Annotated in this window: 12 protein-coding genes; 5 read left to right on the plus strand and 7 right to left on the minus strand. The window is 41.6% G+C overall.

What is annotated here, in order from left to right; all coding sequences use genetic code 11:
* Positions 1–20: 20 nt before the first annotated feature.
* The 3 genes from arcC to C4S54_RS02605 form a co-directional block, all read right to left on the minus strand.
* A complete protein-coding gene (gene arcC, locus C4S54_RS02595; RefSeq protein ID WP_103868144.1) occupies positions 21–959 on the minus strand; it encodes a carbamate kinase in 939 nt (312 codons plus the stop codon).
* Between the two features lie 74 nt (positions 960–1,033).
* Positions 1,034–2,320, minus strand: a complete 1,287-nt coding sequence (locus C4S54_RS02600; RefSeq protein ID WP_103868145.1) for an ATP-binding protein — start codon at positions 2,318–2,320, stop codon at positions 1,034–1,036.
* Between the two features lie 7 nt (positions 2,321–2,327).
* Positions 2,328–3,041, minus strand: a complete 714-nt coding sequence (locus tag C4S54_RS02605) for a LytR/AlgR family response regulator transcription factor (protein ID WP_022772424.1) — start codon at positions 3,039–3,041, stop codon at positions 2,328–2,330.
* Positions 3,042–3,166: 125 nt separating this feature from the next.
* Here C4S54_RS02605 and C4S54_RS02610 point away from each other — a divergent pair, with 125 nt between their 5' ends.
* From C4S54_RS02610 to C4S54_RS02625, 4 genes are all read left to right on the plus strand, one after another.
* Positions 3,167–5,119 (plus strand): glycoside hydrolase family 2 protein, encoded by a 1,953-nt coding sequence (locus C4S54_RS02610; protein ID WP_103868146.1) that lies wholly within the window; start codon positions 3,167–3,169, stop codon positions 5,117–5,119.
* 106 nt (positions 5,120–5,225) lie between these two features.
* The gene (locus C4S54_RS02615) at positions 5,226–6,755 is read left to right on the plus strand and encodes an MFS transporter (RefSeq protein WP_103868147.1); all 1,530 of its coding nucleotides are present in this window, start codon (positions 5,226–5,228) and stop codon (positions 6,753–6,755) included.
* Between the two features lie 19 nt (positions 6,756–6,774).
* Positions 6,775–10,548, plus strand: a complete 3,774-nt coding sequence (locus C4S54_RS02620; protein WP_103868148.1) for a glycoside hydrolase family 3 N-terminal domain-containing protein — start codon at positions 6,775–6,777, stop codon at positions 10,546–10,548.
* Between the two features lie 164 nt (positions 10,549–10,712).
* Positions 10,713–12,083 carry an MATE family efflux transporter gene (locus C4S54_RS02625; protein WP_103868149.1) on the plus strand — a complete coding sequence of 457 codons (1,371 nt, stop codon included), beginning with the start codon at positions 10,713–10,715 and terminating at the stop codon, positions 12,081–12,083.
* Positions 12,084–12,139: 56 nt separating this feature from the next.
* Here the strand turns inward: C4S54_RS02625 and C4S54_RS02630 are convergent, their stop codons facing one another.
* From C4S54_RS02630 to C4S54_RS02645, 4 genes are read right to left on the minus strand one after another with little or no spacing between them, the layout of a single operon-like run.
* Positions 12,140–14,065, minus strand: coding sequence for a glycoside hydrolase family 2 protein (locus tag C4S54_RS02630; RefSeq protein WP_103868150.1), 1,926 nt, complete (start codon positions 14,063–14,065; stop codon positions 12,140–12,142).
* Positions 14,066–14,079: 14 nt separating this feature from the next.
* Positions 14,080–14,814, minus strand: a complete 735-nt coding sequence (locus tag C4S54_RS02635) for a DUF975 family protein (protein WP_146059958.1) — start codon at positions 14,812–14,814, stop codon at positions 14,080–14,082.
* Positions 14,815–14,833: 19 nt separating this feature from the next.
* On the minus strand, positions 14,834–15,331 hold the full coding sequence (locus tag C4S54_RS02640; protein ID WP_022772414.1) for a hypothetical protein: 498 nt from the start codon (positions 15,329–15,331) through the stop codon (positions 14,834–14,836).
* Positions 15,332–15,363: 32 nt separating this feature from the next.
* Entirely contained in the window at positions 15,364–15,768 is a 405-nt protein-coding gene (locus C4S54_RS02645) for a DUF4190 domain-containing protein (RefSeq protein WP_103868152.1), read from the minus strand.
* 188 nt (positions 15,769–15,956) lie between these two features.
* Here C4S54_RS02645 and C4S54_RS02650 point away from each other — a divergent pair, with 188 nt between their 5' ends.
* Positions 15,957–18,623 (plus strand): Tex family protein, encoded by a 2,667-nt coding sequence (locus tag C4S54_RS02650; protein ID WP_103868153.1) that lies wholly within the window; start codon positions 15,957–15,959, stop codon positions 18,621–18,623.
* The last annotated feature ends 74 nt before the right edge of the window (positions 18,624–18,697 follow it).

Here is an 18,697-nt window from a genome sequence, read left to right on the forward strand (position 1 = left end):
ATTTTAGTAATGCTGAGTTATTATTCAAATACGATCTGTGTTCCTGCCTTGCCCTTGAGCGCATCCTTAACAGAGTCAAGAGAAGTGATAAGAACTTCGCCTGCATGATTTGCTTCAAGGAACTCGATAGCTGCTTCAATTTTTGGAAGCATGTCAACTTCGCCGAATTCTCCGGCTTCGATATATTTCTTAGCTGCCTCAACATTCATCTTCTGAATTGGCTGCTGATCCTCTTTGCCAAAGTTTGTGTAAACGTATGGAACAGAAGTAAGGATTATGAGCTTGTCTGATTTTAGGTCTGCTGCAAGCTTGCCTGCAATAGCATCTTTTTCAATAACAGCGGAAGCGCCCTTAAGTACGTGGCCCTGTTCAATTACAGGAATTCCGCCGCCGCCGCAGGCGATAACTTCCTGGCCTGCATCTACAAGTGCTCTGATGGCATCTATTTCTACAATATCAATAGGCTTTGGCGCAGCAATTATTCTGCGATAGCCTTTGCCTGGAATTTCTTTTACAAAATTACCCTTTTTAATTTCGGTGTCAGCATCTTCCTTTGACATGTTTCTTCCGATTGCCTTAGTAGGAGCGTAAAAAGCCTCATCATAAGGATCTACTGTAACTTGGGTAAGGAGTGTGCTTACAGGTGTTGAGATGCCGCGACTTGTAAGTTCTGTTTTTAGGGAGTTCTGAATATCGTAACCTACATAGCCCTGGCTCATAGCGTTACATACACACATGGGAGCTGCTGTGTAATCGATATAGATTCTGTGGAGCTCAGTCATCGCTTTATGGATCATGCTGACCTGAGGTCCGTTACTGTGGGTAATGACGAGCTGATAACCAGCTTCTATGAGATCCGCCAATGCCTTGGCAGTGACCTTTGTTGCGTTCATCTGCTCATTGGTTGTAACACCGAGAGCTTCGTGTCCTAGAGAAACTACAGCCTTAATATTGTCCATTTTATCCCCGTTTCCGCACGGAATGTGCTAGTAAAGATAAAGTTATTGTACATTAATTGCCCCGGTTTTAAAAGTTAAATAGGAAGAATAATGTTCAAATGGAAAACATCTTCTTCTGCGTAAGTGTTCATGGCACCTTCGAATTTATCAACAAGCATTTTTATGCTCTTTACGCCAAAACCGTGACCACTTTCATTTTTTTCTCTGACAGGGAGCTGGCCGTCAAATTTGATTTCGCCTTCAAAATAGTTCCATATATGGATGATCACTGAATCGCCGAACTTTTTAAGACTTACGTCAATTACTCGCTTGTCGGGGGCAGTCACAGTATCGGCGCCGGCTCTTGCATTGTCAATTGCATTAGCAAAAAGAAAATACAAAGACATGCTGTCATAGGCACCGAGAGAATCTGTGTAGCTTACGCAGTTAAAGCGGATATTCTGCTGTTTGCAGAGAGTATTCATATTTCTGAGAAGAACATCAAGAACTTCGTTGCCTGTTTTTACCAGGGGAGCGAAGCCTTCAATCGAATCTCTGATAGGTGAAAGATCCGGCACATCAAGCTTGTTCTCTTCTGCCAGACGTTCGATTCTGTCCAGCATATGTTTTAAGTCATGGGTTTGGATGTTGGTAAACTGAACCATTGCTTTCCACTGTTCATACTGCTTTTCAGAAGCAGACAAAAGACCTTTTATAACCAGGGACTCTGATTTTTCTTCCTGCCATCTGTACAGATAAAGCTGCATGGCAAGGGCAAGGGCACAGCATATGATGGCGTATGTGCAAGCTGCAAGCTCGTAGTAGATATTGTCAGAACTGTGGTCTACCACCAGCCTGTTTACACCAATACATGTGATGACGATTGTTATAGACAGGACATTCAGCCTTATTGAATTTTTTTCAAAATGGAAGTTTTTGGCAACCAGTATGAAAACAATAATATAAACAATCGAACAAATGATAATTTCTAAAGCGATGGAAAAAATATAATTTGATGAAGCTGCCTCTTTTACAAAAGGAATTAGTGATATCAGTACAGTAAACTTATTGGCGATATGCTGCGTGGCAACACCGTTGATACAGGAAGAAATGACTGAAAAGGTATTGCCCTTGTAATTACTAAGATAAAAGATTATGGATACTCCGATGATTAAAAGAAGCATGAAAAATCTGATGAATGTAGAATCTGTACTATCAAGATCTATAAGAAATACAAGTGGAAAAGAAATCAGCAAAAGAGCTGCAAATCTAAATATAAATAGATTTCTTTTTTCAAAGGTCTGAAGGAATAGAAACTCAGCAATGAGTATCTCGAGGTAATAACCAACAGATGTAAAACTGCTTATCCAAGAACCATTCATTTAATACTCAACCTCCAAGGTACAGATTAAGCTGCTCCAAAAAAGCTTTTTTCTTGGAACGACCGATTTTGATCATATCTCTGCCGACCTTGATCTCATCGCCGTAAAGCCCTTTGACAAAGGCGAGATTTACAAGGACGGAAGCACTGCATCTGGCAAAATTGCAGTTTGCAAGCTCTGTTTCCCTTTCGCTCAACCCGCCGTAGGAATCAATTATCTCATCTACAGTGTGAAACATAAGATCGTGTCCCATTACTTCTATATACATAATGTCATTGGAAGAGAGAATATGAGTGCCTTTTTTGTCTTTTACCTTAACGGGCTGGCCTGTCCTGCCCTCTAAAAGGCGCATGGCTTTGTCGAGTTTTACTGAGAGGTTACTGTAACTGATGGGCTTTAGGCAGTAGTCAAGTGCGTCAACGCCGTAGCCTTCAGGCGCATATTGAGGCATGTTTGTAACAAAGAACAAAAGAGCTGTATCGTCAATAAGGCGCAGCTTTTTAGCGGCTTCCATACCATTGAGGAAACCTTTTCCCAAATCCACGTCCATAAAAACAATGTCGAAAGCCTTTTTGTAATCATCTAAAAAGCTCTCGGCCTTGGTATATATTTTTGCATTAAAATCAAATCCCTTTTCGCTCCCATATTTATTAAGGCAGCTTTCAAGGAATGAAGAATACTCTGTATCGTCTTCTACAATAGCAACTCTGAACTGTTTCATAGGTATATTTTACAGCATTAGATTGTGCCTTGTAAATTATGCTGTTAAAACTGTCGTTTATTCCACAATGATTGAAATCATATATTGCGATTTTGTAAGATTTAACCATATAAAGGAGATTTAGCATGAGAAAAATTCACAACATTAACAACGATTGGAACTTTTCTATTGATGGAAAAGAAAAAGAAGTAGTCAATATTCCGCACACCTGGAACAATATCGACGGTCAGGATGGTGGAAATGACTATCTGAGGACACTGGCAACATATGAAAAGAAATTTGAAAGTCCTTCTTTTGATAGAAACAGTGAAGACGTTTATCTGGAGTTTGACGGAGTGAATTCAGAGTGCGACGTCTTTTTAAATGACGAAAGAATAATCAGACATGAAGGTGGATATTCCACATTCAGAAAAAATATCACAGAAGTTTTAAAGGATGGTGAAAACAACCTTCTTGTAAAAGTGGATAACAGACCAAATACAAAAGTTTATCCACAGAAGGCGGATTTCACTTTTTACGGTGGTATATACAGAGATGTAAAGCTCGTAGTAGTTAATAAAAAGAGATTTGACCTGGATTACTTCGGAGGCAAGGGACTTCAGGTTACAGCAACTCCTATTGAAGGATATAAAAAAGCAAAGGTAGCCACAAAAATGTGGCTCAACACTGATTCAGGGGAAGTGCGTGTCACGATTTTTGATAAAGAGGGAAATGAAGTCTGTCAGGAGATGTCTCACAGATCTATGGATGAGGGCTGGTCAGATATGCTCATTCAGGATGTTCATCTCTGGGATGGAATCGATGACCCATATCTTTACAGATTAAAGGCAGAGCTTTTGGTTGATGGAAATGCGGTTGATGAAGTAGAGACACGTTTTGGTGTCAGAGATTTCCATTATCACCCCAAGACAGGCTTTTATCTGAACGGTAGAAAATATACTCTTCACGGCGTTAGCAGACATCAGGACAGGAAAGGCCTTGGTAATGCAATCACAGATGAGATGCACAAAGAGGATATGGATCTTATCTGCGAGGTTGGAGCCAACACCATCAGACTTGCCCACTATCAGCACAGCCAGACATTTTATGATCTTTGCGATGAGAGGGGAATGGTAGTGTGGGCTGAGATTCCTTATATTTCAGAGCATATGCCAAATGGAAGAGCCAACACCATCAGCCAGATGAAAGAACTGATCATTCAGAACTATAACCATCCATCAATTGTGTGCTGGGGCATTTCCAATGAGATAACAATATCCACAAAAGATAGAAAGGATATGTTGGATAACCACAGAGAGCTTAACGATCTATGTCATGAAATGGATAAGACAAGATTTACAACACTTGCCTGTTATGCTGTCTGCGGACCATTCAATAAAGTGGCGCATATCACAGATACTGTAAGCTGGAACCTTTATCTTGGATGGTATGTTCCGGGACTTTTCTTAAATGACCTGTGGATGAGATTTTTCCACTTCGTTTATCCGGACAGAAGCCTTGGTTACTCAGAATATGGATGTGAGGGAATGCCAAACCTTCATTCAGAAAGACCTAGAAGAGGCGATCACACAGAGGAGTACCAGGCCCATTATCACGAGTACATGCTCAGATGCTTTGAAAGAAATCCATTCATGTGGGCAACACACGTATGGAACATGTTCGACTTTGCAGCAGATGCAAGAAATCAGGGCGGTGAGCCGGGTATGAACCACAAGGGACTTATTACTTTTGACAGGAAGACCAAGAAAGACAGCTTCTACATCTACAAAGCATGGTGGAGCAAAGAACCTTTTGTTCATATCACATCCAAGAGATTTAAGGACAGAACCTCAAATAAGATAACTGTAAAGGTTTATTCAAATCAGAACGAAGTTACTCTTTACAAAGATGGAAACAAGCTTGAGACCAAGCATGGCCAGCACGTATTTGAGTTTAAGGTTTCTCTTACAGGAGAAAATGAATTTATGGCTGTAAGCGGGGCATGCCGCGACAAAGCAGTCTTTAGAAAGGTTAGCAGACCAAATCCTGAATATACACTTAAGGAATCAGGAGATAAGGGAGCTAACTGGACAAAGTAATAAGGGAGCTGGTTACCGTTAGCGACCGTATTTTGGTCGGTTACGGTATCCGCATCCGACCGGACTATGTCAGATAATAAACTATCGTTATTAGAGGAGAAGAGTTATGGCAGAAACAGTAAACAATAATGATGGAATAAACAGGGCAAAGCTTTATCAGCTGGTGCTTTTTCCACTGAATAATGGAGCTACAAATGTTTATTACGTCCTGGTCCTTGCTTATATTGCGACCTTTGGTTCAAACGTACTTGGACTTGGCGTTTTATTTGCGTCAGTGATGGTAACAGGAATGAGAGTATTCGACGCTTTTACAGATCCTGTTATCGGCGCGCTTATGGACAGAACAAACGGGAAATTCGGTAAGTTCAGGCCATTCATGGTAATCGGAAATGCCATTATGGCACTCAGCATTATCACAATGTACATTATTACTCCTAAGATTCCGGACACAATGATGGCTCTTAGGTACGCAGCTTTTGTGGGCTTATATGCGATCTGGGTAATCGGTTATACATTCCAGACCTCCTGCACAAGAGCAGGTCAGACGGTTCTTACATCTGATCCTAACCAGAGACCTCTTTTCACAATATTTAATACAGTAGGTTCTCTTGCAGGAATGGGAGTTATGCAGTTCCTTGCACCAATCATCAGAGCAAATGTTGCAGATTACTCAAGCGCAGACTTTTACAAGGTTTTAACACCAATTGGAATCACAGTTTCAATTATTCTTACAATACTTGCCATCATCGGTATTTGGGAAAAAGATCAGCCGAAGTACTTCGGAATCGGTGGAAGCAAGCAGGAAAAAGTGAAAATCTCAGAATACGTGGAGATCATCAAAAACAACAGCCCTATGAAGAGACTTATGATTGCGGGCGCCGGATGCAAACTGGCTCTTTCAATCGCCACAAACACAACAGTATTGTGCATGCTCTACGGCTGCATGATGGGTAACTACGACGGACTTTACCTTCCAATGATGATAGTTGGTTACGTATTCTCAGTTCCTTTCTTTGTTCTCACAGTAAGAACAAGTCAAAAGAAAGGCCAGAGAGCGTCACTTCTTAGATATGTGTCACTTGCACTTGTTTGTTATGTAGGTGTACTTGCACTTTTACTTGCGTGGAAGCAGGGTGTGCCGGGAGTTAACCTCTCACTTATTTCAAACGGAAAGCTCAGCATCAATATCTACACAGTTCTTTTCCTTGTGTTCTTTGGTGTTGGTTACGGTGCTTACTATTCTACAGCAGATATGCCCATTCCAATGGTTGCAGACTGCTCAGATTATGAAACATACAGATCAGGAAAATACATTCCTGGAATCATGGGAACACTCTTTTCCCTTGTGGATAAGCTTGTTTCCTCACTGTCAGCTACAGTAGTCGGAATCGCTGTAAGTCTGATAGGAATCAAGTCTCTTCCAACTGCAGATACGCCCTACTCATCAGGGATGAATGTAGTTGTTATCATACTTTTCTGCGTAGTACCTATGGTAGCGTGGATTGCCACAATAATAGCAATGAAAGGCTATATCCTTACAGGGGAAAAAATGAAGGAAATCCAGGAAGTCAATCAGAGGCGTAAGGAAGCTATAGCAGCAGGAATGTCACTACAGCAGGCGATGGAAGAATTATAATAGGAGAAGGAGAATATTAATGAAAAAGAAAAAACTGATATGGAAAATCCTGACAGTTATAACAGGTATTCTTATGCTTGTTTTCATCATAGGTACTCCGATTGCGATACACTATGGTACTGTAATTAACTGGGCATTAGGCGTTGTTCCATACAAGACTATCAAAAGTGATGTTGAGGAAAATGTTGTTTATTTCCCCAGTGAATTTGTAAAGAAGGATGCAGACGGAAGCACACAGCTTACTGCATCTGGAAGTGAAGTATATGATGATGCGGCCCTTGTTAAAGCCGGACAAGAACTTTGTAAAGAAGTAACGGCTGAAGGAATTGCCCTTGTAATGAATGATGGACTTCTTCCAATTCAGAAGGGGACAAAGGTAGGGCTTTTTAGCCAGTCAACTGTGAATCTTTTGACATCAGGAACGGGTTCAGGTAGTACAGCTTCTACAGGAGAGTATACATTCTATACTTCTATGGAGCATGCAGGCCTTGTACCTAACAGTGCACTTTGGAAGTTTTACAGTGAAGGAGCAGGAAAAGACTTTAAGAGAAGCGGCCCTTCTATCACAAGCCCTGCTGACTATCTTATAAATGAAGTTAATTGGTCTATACTTGAGTCAGACAGCACATTTGACAGCATGATTGCCAATGATGTTGCTATCTTCAACGTATCAAGAGTTGCCGGCGAAGGCTATGATATCCCAAGTGGACTTGACAATGCACTTACTCAGTCTGATCTCGGTGCAATCACAGCCACAGAAAGCGGCATGGATGGAAATGGCCTTAAACTTAATGACGATGAAAAGAGCGTACTTGAGGGCTTAAAGAATCTTAAAGCTGAAGGCAAATTGAAAGGTATCATCGTAACAATCAACGCAGCCAATATGCCTCAGGTTGATTTCCTTACTCAGGATTATGGCGTAGATGCAGTACTTGTAATCTCAACAACAGGTGAATGCGGAATTGATTCTCTTGGTGCAGTTCTTACAGGTGATATCAATCCATCAGGTCATCTTGTAGATACAATTTGCTATGACAATACTAAAAACCCTGCAATGATGAACTTTGGTGAGCATCAGTATGCAAACTACAGAAAAGACTACCTTGAAAAAGTAAAATCAAGTTCTATTCCTGAAGCTTTCATGAACCAGATGAATTATCAGGTTTATCAGGAAGGAATCTATATTGGATATAGATATTATGAGACAAGATATGAAGATTATGTAATGCAGACAGGAAATCCTGGACAGTATGCTTATAACGATATTGTTGCCTTCCCATTTGGCTATGGTCTTTCATATACTGATTTTGAATATTCTGATTATGAAGTAACAGAAGATGAAAACAATGTTACTGTAAACGTTAATGTTACTAACGTAGGTTCTGTAGCAGGTAAAGAAGTAGTTGAAGTATACTTCCAGTCTCCTTATACAGACTATGACAAAGAAAATGGTGTTGAGAAGGCATCTGTTGAACTTTGCGGATATGATAAGACAGAATCACTTGAGCCTGGTCAGAGTGAAAAAGTTACTATAACAATTTCTAAAGAAGAACTTGCTGCTTACGATTCAAATAATGCCAAGACATACATTCTTGATGCCGGAGAATACTACTTTACTCTTGCAAATGGAACACACGAAGCTGTTAACAACATTCTCGCTGCTAAGGGATTTTCACCTGAGACAACAGACCAGAGAATGGATGCAGAAGGAAATGCTGATCTTGTAAAGACAATCACAGTAGCTGATCTTGATAAAGAAAAATTTGCGCACTCTGCTGTTACAGGTGCAGACATCACAAACCAGTTTGATGATGTTGATATCAATAAGTATGATGAATCTCAGAAGATAACATATCTTACAAGAAATGATTGGGTAGCAACGTATCCTCATGAATCTGTTGTTCTTAACATGACAGACAAAATGTTTGAGGAAGTTCAGAGCGATTATTTCCCGGAAATTGAGGAAGTTAATTCTGATGAATATAAGATGCCGGTATTTGGAGCTAATTATGGTCTTAAGCTCATTACCTTAAAAGGCGAAGCTTATGATAATCCTATGTGGGACAAACTTCTTGATCAGATGACTTATGAGGAGATGAAAGCTCTTCTTATCAGAGGCGGTCATACAACAGCAGCCGTTAACTCAATCTCAAAGCCTGCAACATCAGATCAGAATGGACCTACTGGTTTTGGTACAACATTCGTTGGCGGTGGTAAAGGAACATCTTATCCTTCAGCCAGCATGCGTGCACAGACATACAATGACGAACTTGTAAAAAGAGTTGGTGAACTCATTGGTGAAGACGGATTACACTCTCACATTTCAGGTATTTATGGATTTGGTATAAATACACATCGTACTCCTTATTCAGGAAGAAACTATGAGTATTATTCAGAAGATCCATTTATTGCCGGATCAATCGGAACAAATGAGTGTATCGGTATCCAGTCAAAGGGTATCATTGTTTATGAAAAACACTGCTTCCTTAATGACCAGGAGACACACAGAGAAGGTGTTGGTACATGGAGTAATGAGCAGGCTATAAGAGAGATTTATCTCAATGCATTCTCAAAGGTTCTCAGAGCTGATATGGGAAATGCGAAGGCTATAATGACAGGATTTAACAGACTCGGAACTACATGGAATGGTATGCATTCATACATCAACAATGTAGTAAGAGGCGAGTTTGGGTTTGATGGATTCACAATTACTGATGCTGATAGTGACAATGAAGGAATTATCTGTGTAAGCTATATGTATGCACCAAGAGCAGTTAGTACAGGCACAGATATGTATGACGGTCTGTATGACAATCATGGTCGTACAAGCCAGCTTGATGAATACAAAGATAACGCTTATGTAATGTCTAACTTAAGGGAAGCATGTCATCGTATCTGCTATGCAGTTGTAAATTCATCAGCAATGAATGGCATTTCTTCAAATGATATCGTTGTCGCTGTCCTTCCTTGGTGGCAGAAAGCACTTTATGCACTTATTGCAGTATTTGTAGTACTTTTTGCTCTTTGCATCTTTATGCTTGTAAGAAAACCTAAGGAAGTTGAGGAGTCTGCAGAAAAGCTTAAGAAAAACAGTAATGCCAAGAGAGTTGCAATAATCGTAGCAGTTATCGCTGTGGTTGCAGTTGCAGCATTTGCTGTATCAAAGCTTGAATCTGGTGGAAATGTAAAAGATTTTGAAGTACAGGAAAATGGTGATTTTAGTTTCACTTCATCAGATAACAGCTATGTTATCAAAGTTTATAACGATTCAGATGTTTCAAACGGAACCGTAGCCGATGGTGCGGTAGTACTTGGCTCACAGTCTGCAAATGGTGGAGTTGGTAACATTAACTGCGTGCCATTTGGTGAAAACTATGCAGTAGTCCTTTATGAGCTTGATGCTAATTATAATGAGAAACAGGTTGCTGTCCTTAACGGATATAAGAAGTGCGGTGTACTTACTGCTCCAAAGGCTACATATCAGCCAGGAATTCCTTATATTCACACTGTAGACAGAATTGAAATCGACCTCAAGGATGCTCTTGCAAGCGAAGCACTCACAAGTTACCAGGTTGAGACTTATCTTGACGAAGCGCTAACTCAGAAAGTTGAGAGCGGATGTGGTGTCGTCGAGCCAACAGTAGAAGAAGGCAGAATTATAAATAACTACCTTGAATTTACACCTGAAATTGGCAACACATACTACTTCAGAATCAAGGCCCTTGCAAATGAGGATATCGGCGCCGAAGAGTCTGATTGGGGTGAAGTTACAAGCTTTACAGCAATGGAATAATTGGTCATAAAAAATTCACTTGAAATTTTGATAAAAAGTAGTAGACTATCTCGTTGTTAGTAGATTTTAAGTCAGAGTGTTACATGCACTCTGACTTAAATTTGTTTGAGCAGAGCTTTTTGCGAAGCGTGTTATGAATTTGGATTCAAGAGAATAGGTAATTTATGAAGAAGACAAGTAATATAAAAGATTTAACAGTTGGAAATCCAATGTCTCTGATTTTTGGATTTGCTATGTCACTTTTCTGGGGCATGCTCTTCCAGCAGATGTACAACATGATCGATACTGCAATAGTGTCATGGTTTCTCGGAAAAGAGGCCTATACAGGAATGGGAACAACAGGCGCTGTTAATTTCCTTATAATGGGCTTTTGCATGGGAGTCTGCAACGGATTTGCGATTCCTGTAGCTCAGAGGTTTGGTGCCAAAGACTATAAGAGCATGAGAAAGTTCGTGTCACATGCCATAATTCTTTGCTCTGTATTTGCAGTTGTAATGACATTTTTCGTCAGCGTTTTCTGCAGACAGATACTTGTTATCATGAAGACCCCTGAAGATGTTTTTGAATATGCATATATTTATATAATTGTTGTCTTCCTTGGAATTCCGGTTACATATATGTACAATCTCCTCTCAGCCATAATAAGAGCGCTGGGAGATTCCAAACACCCTGTAGAGTATCTGATAATTGCTTCAGTTCTCAACATCGTTTTAGACCTTGTATTTATCATTCCTCTTCATTGGGGAATATTCGGAGCAGCCTTTGCTACTGTGGTTTCACAGCTGGCTGCAGGCACAATGTGTCTTGTTTATATAATCAAAAAGATAGACATTCTTCATTTGAGAAAAGAGGATTGGGAGCTTGACAGAGACCACTTTGTTATCCTGTTTAACATGGGTGTTCCAATGGGACTTCAGTACTCAATAACAGCCATCGGAAGTGTTATCCTCCAGACCGCCATCAATGCCCTTGGTACAGATGCGGCAGCCGCTGTTACAACAGGAAGTAAGGTTGGAATGTTCTTCTGTATTCCCTTTGATGCTCTTGGTTCAACAATGGCAACCTATGGTGGACAGAATGTTGGAGCCAAAAAGCTCGATCACCTTCAGCAGGGACTTGTTGCAGCAGTTAAGCTTGGATGCGGCTATGCTATCCTTGCATTTGTAGTGCTTGCCCTCTTTGGAAGACAGTTCTCAATGGTATTCCTTAATGCAGGAGAGGCAGCCTGCCTTGATAATGCCCATATGTTCCTTTTCTACAACAGCATGTTTTATGTGCCACTTGCACTTGTTAATATAGTGAGATTCCTGATCCAGGGTATGGGCTTTTCAATGTTTGCCGTCCTGGCCGGAGTCATGGAGATGATAGGCCGAAGCGTTGTTGCCATTCTCCTTGTTCCTAGATTTGGATTCATAGCTATATGCCTTGCTTCACCGGCAGCATGGATACTTGCAGATCTTTTCCTTATCCCTGCATTCATCATGGTAAGGAATAAACTTCGCAGAATATTTGGAGGTCAGGTAGAAGTCTACTGATCCCTGTAAGAAATATAAGAGAGCTCCCCGATTGATCATCGAGGAGCTTTTTTAGCTTAAGAATTAATTCTTTTTGTCATGTTTGGGTCTAGGTCAGGATTTATCTTGGTTATCTTGCGGTCGTAGGTCATAAGGCCATTTACCTCTTCCTCGACGTCAGAGACTTGCGTGTAAACTGCACCAGCCAGACCCTTTGGAATAAGCGGTTTTAGATCCGCATTTATAAGATTGTAGTAAGCGACGCCAAGGTCATCTAAGGTGTCGTATTTTTTATAGCCATAAACCCTGTCTACGCTTGAATGGCCGCCTATGTGGCAGGTGTAGCCGCCGTACTCGGATATGACGAATGCACGTCCTTTTGGGTCGTTTTCTACAGACAAAGGCCTGAAGTAATTGTGGACACTTCTAAAGTCACCGCTTCCCTCATCAAACCATCCACTGGCCTGGTCAACAGGCCGCGTCCTATCCAGCTCTTTTGCCATAATGGTGGCTCCTGCGGCGTTGAACTGTCCCCAGCCTTCGTTAAATAGTACCCAGGTGGCAATACTGGGAACGTTGTAGAGATACCTTATGGTGTTCTGCATTTCATCGAGCCATTCCCTGCGGCCTTCAGCTGAGCCTCTTGAGAAAGTCTTGTAGTAGGCAGGTCCGTCAGACATGCGTCCGAATACCTTAGGGAAAAGAGTTGGCAGGTAAGAAACCACGGGCTTGGCATAGGAGGAGCCGCCACTTACCATATCCTGCCATACTATCATTCCAAGTCTGTCGCAGTGATAGTACCAGCGTGCAGACTCAACTTTTATGTGCTTGCGCATCATGTTGAAATGAAGGCGTTTCATTTCAGTTATGTCATAGATAAGTGCATCATCAGATGGAGCAGTGTAAAGGCCATCGGGCCAGTAGCCCTGATCCAGAACTCCCATGAGGAAATAGGGCCTTCCGTTTAAGAAGAATCTGGATTTGCCTCTGTCGTCATATTTGACTTCAAAAGACCTCATGGCAAAATAGGAGCTTACGTGATCCTGGCCGCATAAGATCTGGATCGGATACAGGTAAGGATCCTCAGGGCTCCACATATGAGGGCTTTCAATCTTGAATTTAAAACTGTAGTAGGAAGGTGCAATAGCAGAGTGATCTACACCGATAGTAGGATACGTGTCTGAAGAAAAAGACCAGTCCCCACTAAAGGTTGTTCCGGGACGCGTGTCAGAGTCAGGTGACTTAACAAGTTCGTGACCGGGAATCTTCACTGTTACGGTAGCTTTTTTGTTGGTTGCAACTTCTATAGTTACGGAATGAAGGTCTGCGCCGGGATGGATTTTTATCTCCCTGACATAGACTTCAGGAACTTCTTCAATCCATACAGTCTGCCAGATTCCGCTCTGAGCTGTGTAGTACATGCCACCGCGCTTTAAAGTCTGTTTGCCGCGGCTGTGATAGGATGAATCACTGGTGTCGCGAACCCTTAGGTAAATCGTGTTATCGGCTGTACTTAGGTTATCCTCATTGAAAATAAGGAAATCAGTTATATCAATTGTAAATGGCAGATATCCGCCGCTGTGAGAGCCAACAAGGGAGTCATTTACAAATACATCAGCAAACTGGTCGACTGCTCCAAAATGCAGAAGAATCCTTGAAGTGCGGGATTTTCTTGTGATACAGGGGAGATTCTTTTTATACCATAGAAGCTGATCCGGAAGGAGTCTTTTTTCAACGCCTGAAAGAATGGCTTCCGGTGAAAACGGTACAAGAATATTTCCTTCCATGCGGGAAGGAAGCTCATCTTTTGAATTAACAGGGGCAAAAAGATATTCCCAATATCCGTTGAGATTAACATAGCTATCACGGACGAACTGCGGACGAGGATATTCTTTTAACAGATTGGCAGGATCAATGTTTTCACCCCAAGTCGTGTAGAGTCTGTTTAGAATGTCATCTTCGTGGGGCTTATCGATAGCTTTGATTGCATCAATTAAGTCCATAACATACCATCCTTTTAGTGTTCTACTGTATTGTTATGCGCGTACTGCATAATAAGGTCCTGATAAAATGCTGCAAGTGTAGCGTTGCGATATACATTTATCCACAGAAGGGGGATAAAAAGAGTTATCACACCAAGGAGCATGATCGGGATAAATGATACGTTTAGATAAAGAAGCTTAAAGCGGTTGCCTTTCATGAGACGTCTGCTTGTTGCCAACAGCTCTTTTGCACTTCTGTCCTGGAAATCATGAAGAAGGTAAAAGGCCTGTGAATAAGTCAGACGAACATAAACATTAACAATGAGCTCTACGAAAAGAGCAAGTATTGTTCCAAGGAACAGATTCGGTGAAGTGTTGTGCTGTGTGAGGTAGAGAAGATATGTGGCAGGAAGCCCTATAACGAAGTCTACGAGCACAAAAAGAGACTGAACTTTCACGGCCTTTTCAGGGAATATCTTAAATCCGAAAAAGAGATCTGAAATAGAGACATTCTGTGAATAGATCAGATTCATATAAAGGTATGTCTTGCCTGAAACAAGCACACCTAAAAGAATGCTTACAATAAGCACTATTGCTTCATTTATTACATACTGAATTATGCTTCCGGAACTGGAAACAGTGGCAATACCAGACAGAACCAGCTGTATGATGATGACGATAAGATCCGCAGATATAAGTGTTCCGTATTTTTCAAGAGAACGCTCTTTTGCGATTGCTTTAAGTTCTGCTGATGATTTTAGATTAGTCATTTTGATAATAAACCCCGCCTTATCCGGCAAGATCTACATTGTTCCCCACAAGTCCCTGTCTGTCCATGGACTTTCTCGCCTTCTGATAAGGATTCTCCTCGTTTTCGTATTTTATTTTGGTGGCTGTCGTTCCACCGCTTACATAAACGCGTCCGCACTCAGGACATACAGCTGTTTTGATAGAAACAGAAGCCTGTAAGACTTTGCCGTTGTTCTGGGCTGCGTCTTTATATGCATTACTCACATGTTCCGCCTCGTGACCGCGGACTCTTGCACCTGCCGCTGCAGGATCAATGTGCTGTGCGCTCTTAAAGGAAACCATCTCATCGGAACCGTCCTGATATTTTCGGTTCTTGCAGGTCTCACACTCTGCAGGAGATGATGTTTTTCCAGGAGCTTTCTGGGTAGATTCGTTTGGATTAAGGATAGGTTTTGTAGCTTCTGCAGCACTTGTGGAAGATGCTGCATAACCTCCAAACATTCCATATCCGCCGCCTATCGCACCGATCATACTCATAGGCACCTCTTTTCAACATAGGACTCTTACTGTTACAGATCGCTTAGCCCCAGCTCTTTTAACAGATCATCAAAACTCTGACCGTTCATCTGCTCGGACATCTGGTTGAGCTGCTGTCTGTAGGTAGGATCAGTAAGAATAGTATGCATAGATGAAACAAAAACAATGTAACCTAGAACTATACCGATAGTTCCATATATAATTCCGCGCTTTGCCTGAGGAAGAAGCTTTTTTTCTGAACCCTTAGACAAAATGCCAAGGACAACTGCCACTCCGCCAAGGACGATGCCTATATTCATGACAAAACAAAGAGGAATAGCTATAAGTCCTGTAACAAGAGCTACAGTGGCCATGTTTACGTGGCTGTCAAGCTGGTTGTGACTCTTGTTGTAGTTGTAATTATTGTAGTAGTACTTATCATCCCCGTTATCGCCCATACAAAACTCCTCGCGAACATAATTTCATACATTAAATATACAATATTAACCGCTTTTTTACAATGTTTGGGCCTTTATGTAAGTCTTGAAAACAGTGCAAAATGCTTGGTATAATAGGGGAGTGTGCTGATTTATAGAATTTTCAGCAAAAATTTATTATTAAATAGCTTTTTATAAGCGAGGGAAGTATGGATATTGTATTAAAGATCAAAGAAGAACTTAACGTGGAAAAGTGGCAGGTAGAGGCTGCTGTCAAACTTATTGACGAAGGCAACACTATCCCATTCATTTCTCGTTACAGAAAGGAAGTAACGGGCTCACTTAATGATGAGCAGCTTCGTAATCTTGATGAAAGGCTTAAGTATTTAAGAGGCCTTGAAGAGCGCAGAGAACAGGTGCTTGCTTCTATTGAAGAACAGGGCAAGATGACTGACGAACTCAAAGCCAAGATCATAGCTGCAGAAACAATGGTAGCTCTGGAGGATCTTTATCTTCCATACAGACCAAAGAGAAAGACAAGAGCCAGCGTCGCAAGAGAAAAGGGACTTGAAGGTCTTGCAAATATTCTTTTGGCGCAGGAAACAACAAAGCCGCTCCAGGAGGAGGCTGCTGCATTCGTTGACCCTGAAAAAGGAGTCAATGACCCTGCTGAGGCACTTCAGGGAGCTATGGATATCATAGCTGAGGATGTTTCTGATAACGCTGACTTCAGAACATACATAAGAGAAACTACAATGGAGCAGGGCGTGCTTACCAGTAAGGCCAAGGATGAGAAGGCTCAGAGCGTGTATGAGATGTACTACAACTACGAAGAGCCTGTTAAAAAAGTTCTCGGACACAGAGTACTTGCTCTTAACCGTGGAGAGGCAGAGAAGTTCCTGGTTGTTAAGATTGAGGCACCCGAAGAGCAGATCTTGCAGTACCTTGATAAAAAGATGCTCAAAAACGACAATCCTGTCACAACTCCTGTAATAAAAGAGATCAACCAGGATGCATATGAAAGACTTATTGCTCCTGCTATCGAGCGTGATATCAGAAACGAGCTCACAGAAAAGGCTGAGGATGGCGCTATTTCCGTATTTGGCAAAAACCTCACTCAGCTTCTTATGGCACCACCTATTGCCGGCAAGACAGTCCTTGGCTGGGACCCTGCTTTCAGAACAGGCTGCAAGCTCGCAATCGTAGATGCAACAGGTAAGGTCCTTGATACAAAGGTTATCTACCCTACAGCTCCTCAGAACAAAGTTGAGGAGGCCAAGGTCGAGCTTAAAAAGCTCATCGACAAATATGACGTTGACCTTATTTCAGTTGGTAACGGTACTGCTTCAAGAGAGTCAGAGCAGGTTATCGTCGAGTTGATAAAAGAGCTGGATAAGCCTGTTCAGTACGTTATCGTAAGTGAGGCAGGTGCTTCAGTTTACTCAGCAAGTAAGCTTGCTACAGAGGAATTCCCACAGTTTGATGTAGGACAGCGTAGCGCAGCTTCAATTGCCAGAAGACTTCAGGATCCTTTGGCAGAGCTTGTTAAGATCGATCCTAAGTCAATCGGTGTTGGTCAGTACCAGCACGACATGAACCAGAAAAAACTTGGAGAAGCTCTTGAAGGTGTAGTAGAGACCTGCGTTAACAAAGTTGGTGTAGACCTCAACACAGCATCAGCTCCACTTCTTCAGTACATTTCAGGTATCAGCAAAGTTATTGCCAAGAACATCGTTGAATATAGAGAAGAAAACGGTAAGTTTAACAGCAGAGCAGAGCTTTTAAATGTACCAAAGCTCGGACCTAAGGCATATGAGCAGTGTGCAGGTTTCTTAAGGATCGCTGACGGTGAGAACCCTCTCGATGCCACAAGTGTTCATCCTGAATCCTATGATGCTACATTAAAACTCATGGATAAGCTTGGAATCACATTTGATGATGTAAGACAGGCTCAGAAGAACGCTGCCAAGGCTTCACTTGAAAAGCCTGCAGCTAAAAAGGAAGAAAAGCCAAAGCCACAGAAAAAAGCAAAGCAGGTAGTTATCAGAAATACAAGCACAGCTATGGGGGCGGCTCTTGCTGCAGCTCTTGCAGGAAGTAACCTTGCTGTCACAGAAGCTGAGGTTTCAAATTCAAAGAAGGAAAAAGAAACTGAGAATACTTCAAATACAGCTTCTGCAACAGGATCACTGTCAAAGAAAGTATCTGAGTCAGATAAAAAGAAACTTGCAGAGGAACTTGGAATCGGTGAGATCACACTTACAGATATCCTCTCAGAGCTTGAAAAACCATCAAGAGACCCTCGTGAGAACATGCCTGCACCAATCCTTAGAAGCGACGTCCTTGATATGAAGGACTTAAAGCCGGGAATGGTACTTAAGGGAACAGTAAGAAACGTAATCGACTTTGGATGTTTCGTAGATATAGGTGTTCACCAGGATGGACTTGTTCATATCTCACACATCACAGACAAGTACATCAAACACCCTCTTGAGGCAGTAAGCGTAGGAGATATTGTAGATGTTCAGGTTCTTGATGTTGAGCTTGATAAAAAGAGAATTTCTCTTTCAATGAAGCTTCAGGATCCCGCTAAGGTTGCGGCAGAAGCTGCTGCAAAAGCTGCAGAGAGACCTGCACCAAAGGTAAAAGCTGAGGATAAGGCTTCAAAGCCTGCTCCAAAGAGAACTTCAGTTGTAGATCAGGTTGCAAAGGCAGCAGGAGTTACCAAGAAAGCTGCTCCTGTTAAAAAGACTGCTGCTCCAAAGGCAGCATCAGCGCCTGCAGAAGCTGCAAAGCCTGCAGCAACAACTACTGAGGCTCCTAAGAAGTTCAAGAAAAAGGGCATTGTCATTTTCAAAGGAAATGCTAACGACTAATACAAAAAAATGATATAATTATTTTGAAATCTTGTTAATCCAATAGTGATGCCGGTGAAAGTAATTTTGCCGGC

The organism is Butyrivibrio sp. Su6 (assembly GCF_900108105.1).
GTDB lineage: Bacteria > Bacillota > Clostridia > Lachnospirales > Lachnospiraceae > Butyrivibrio.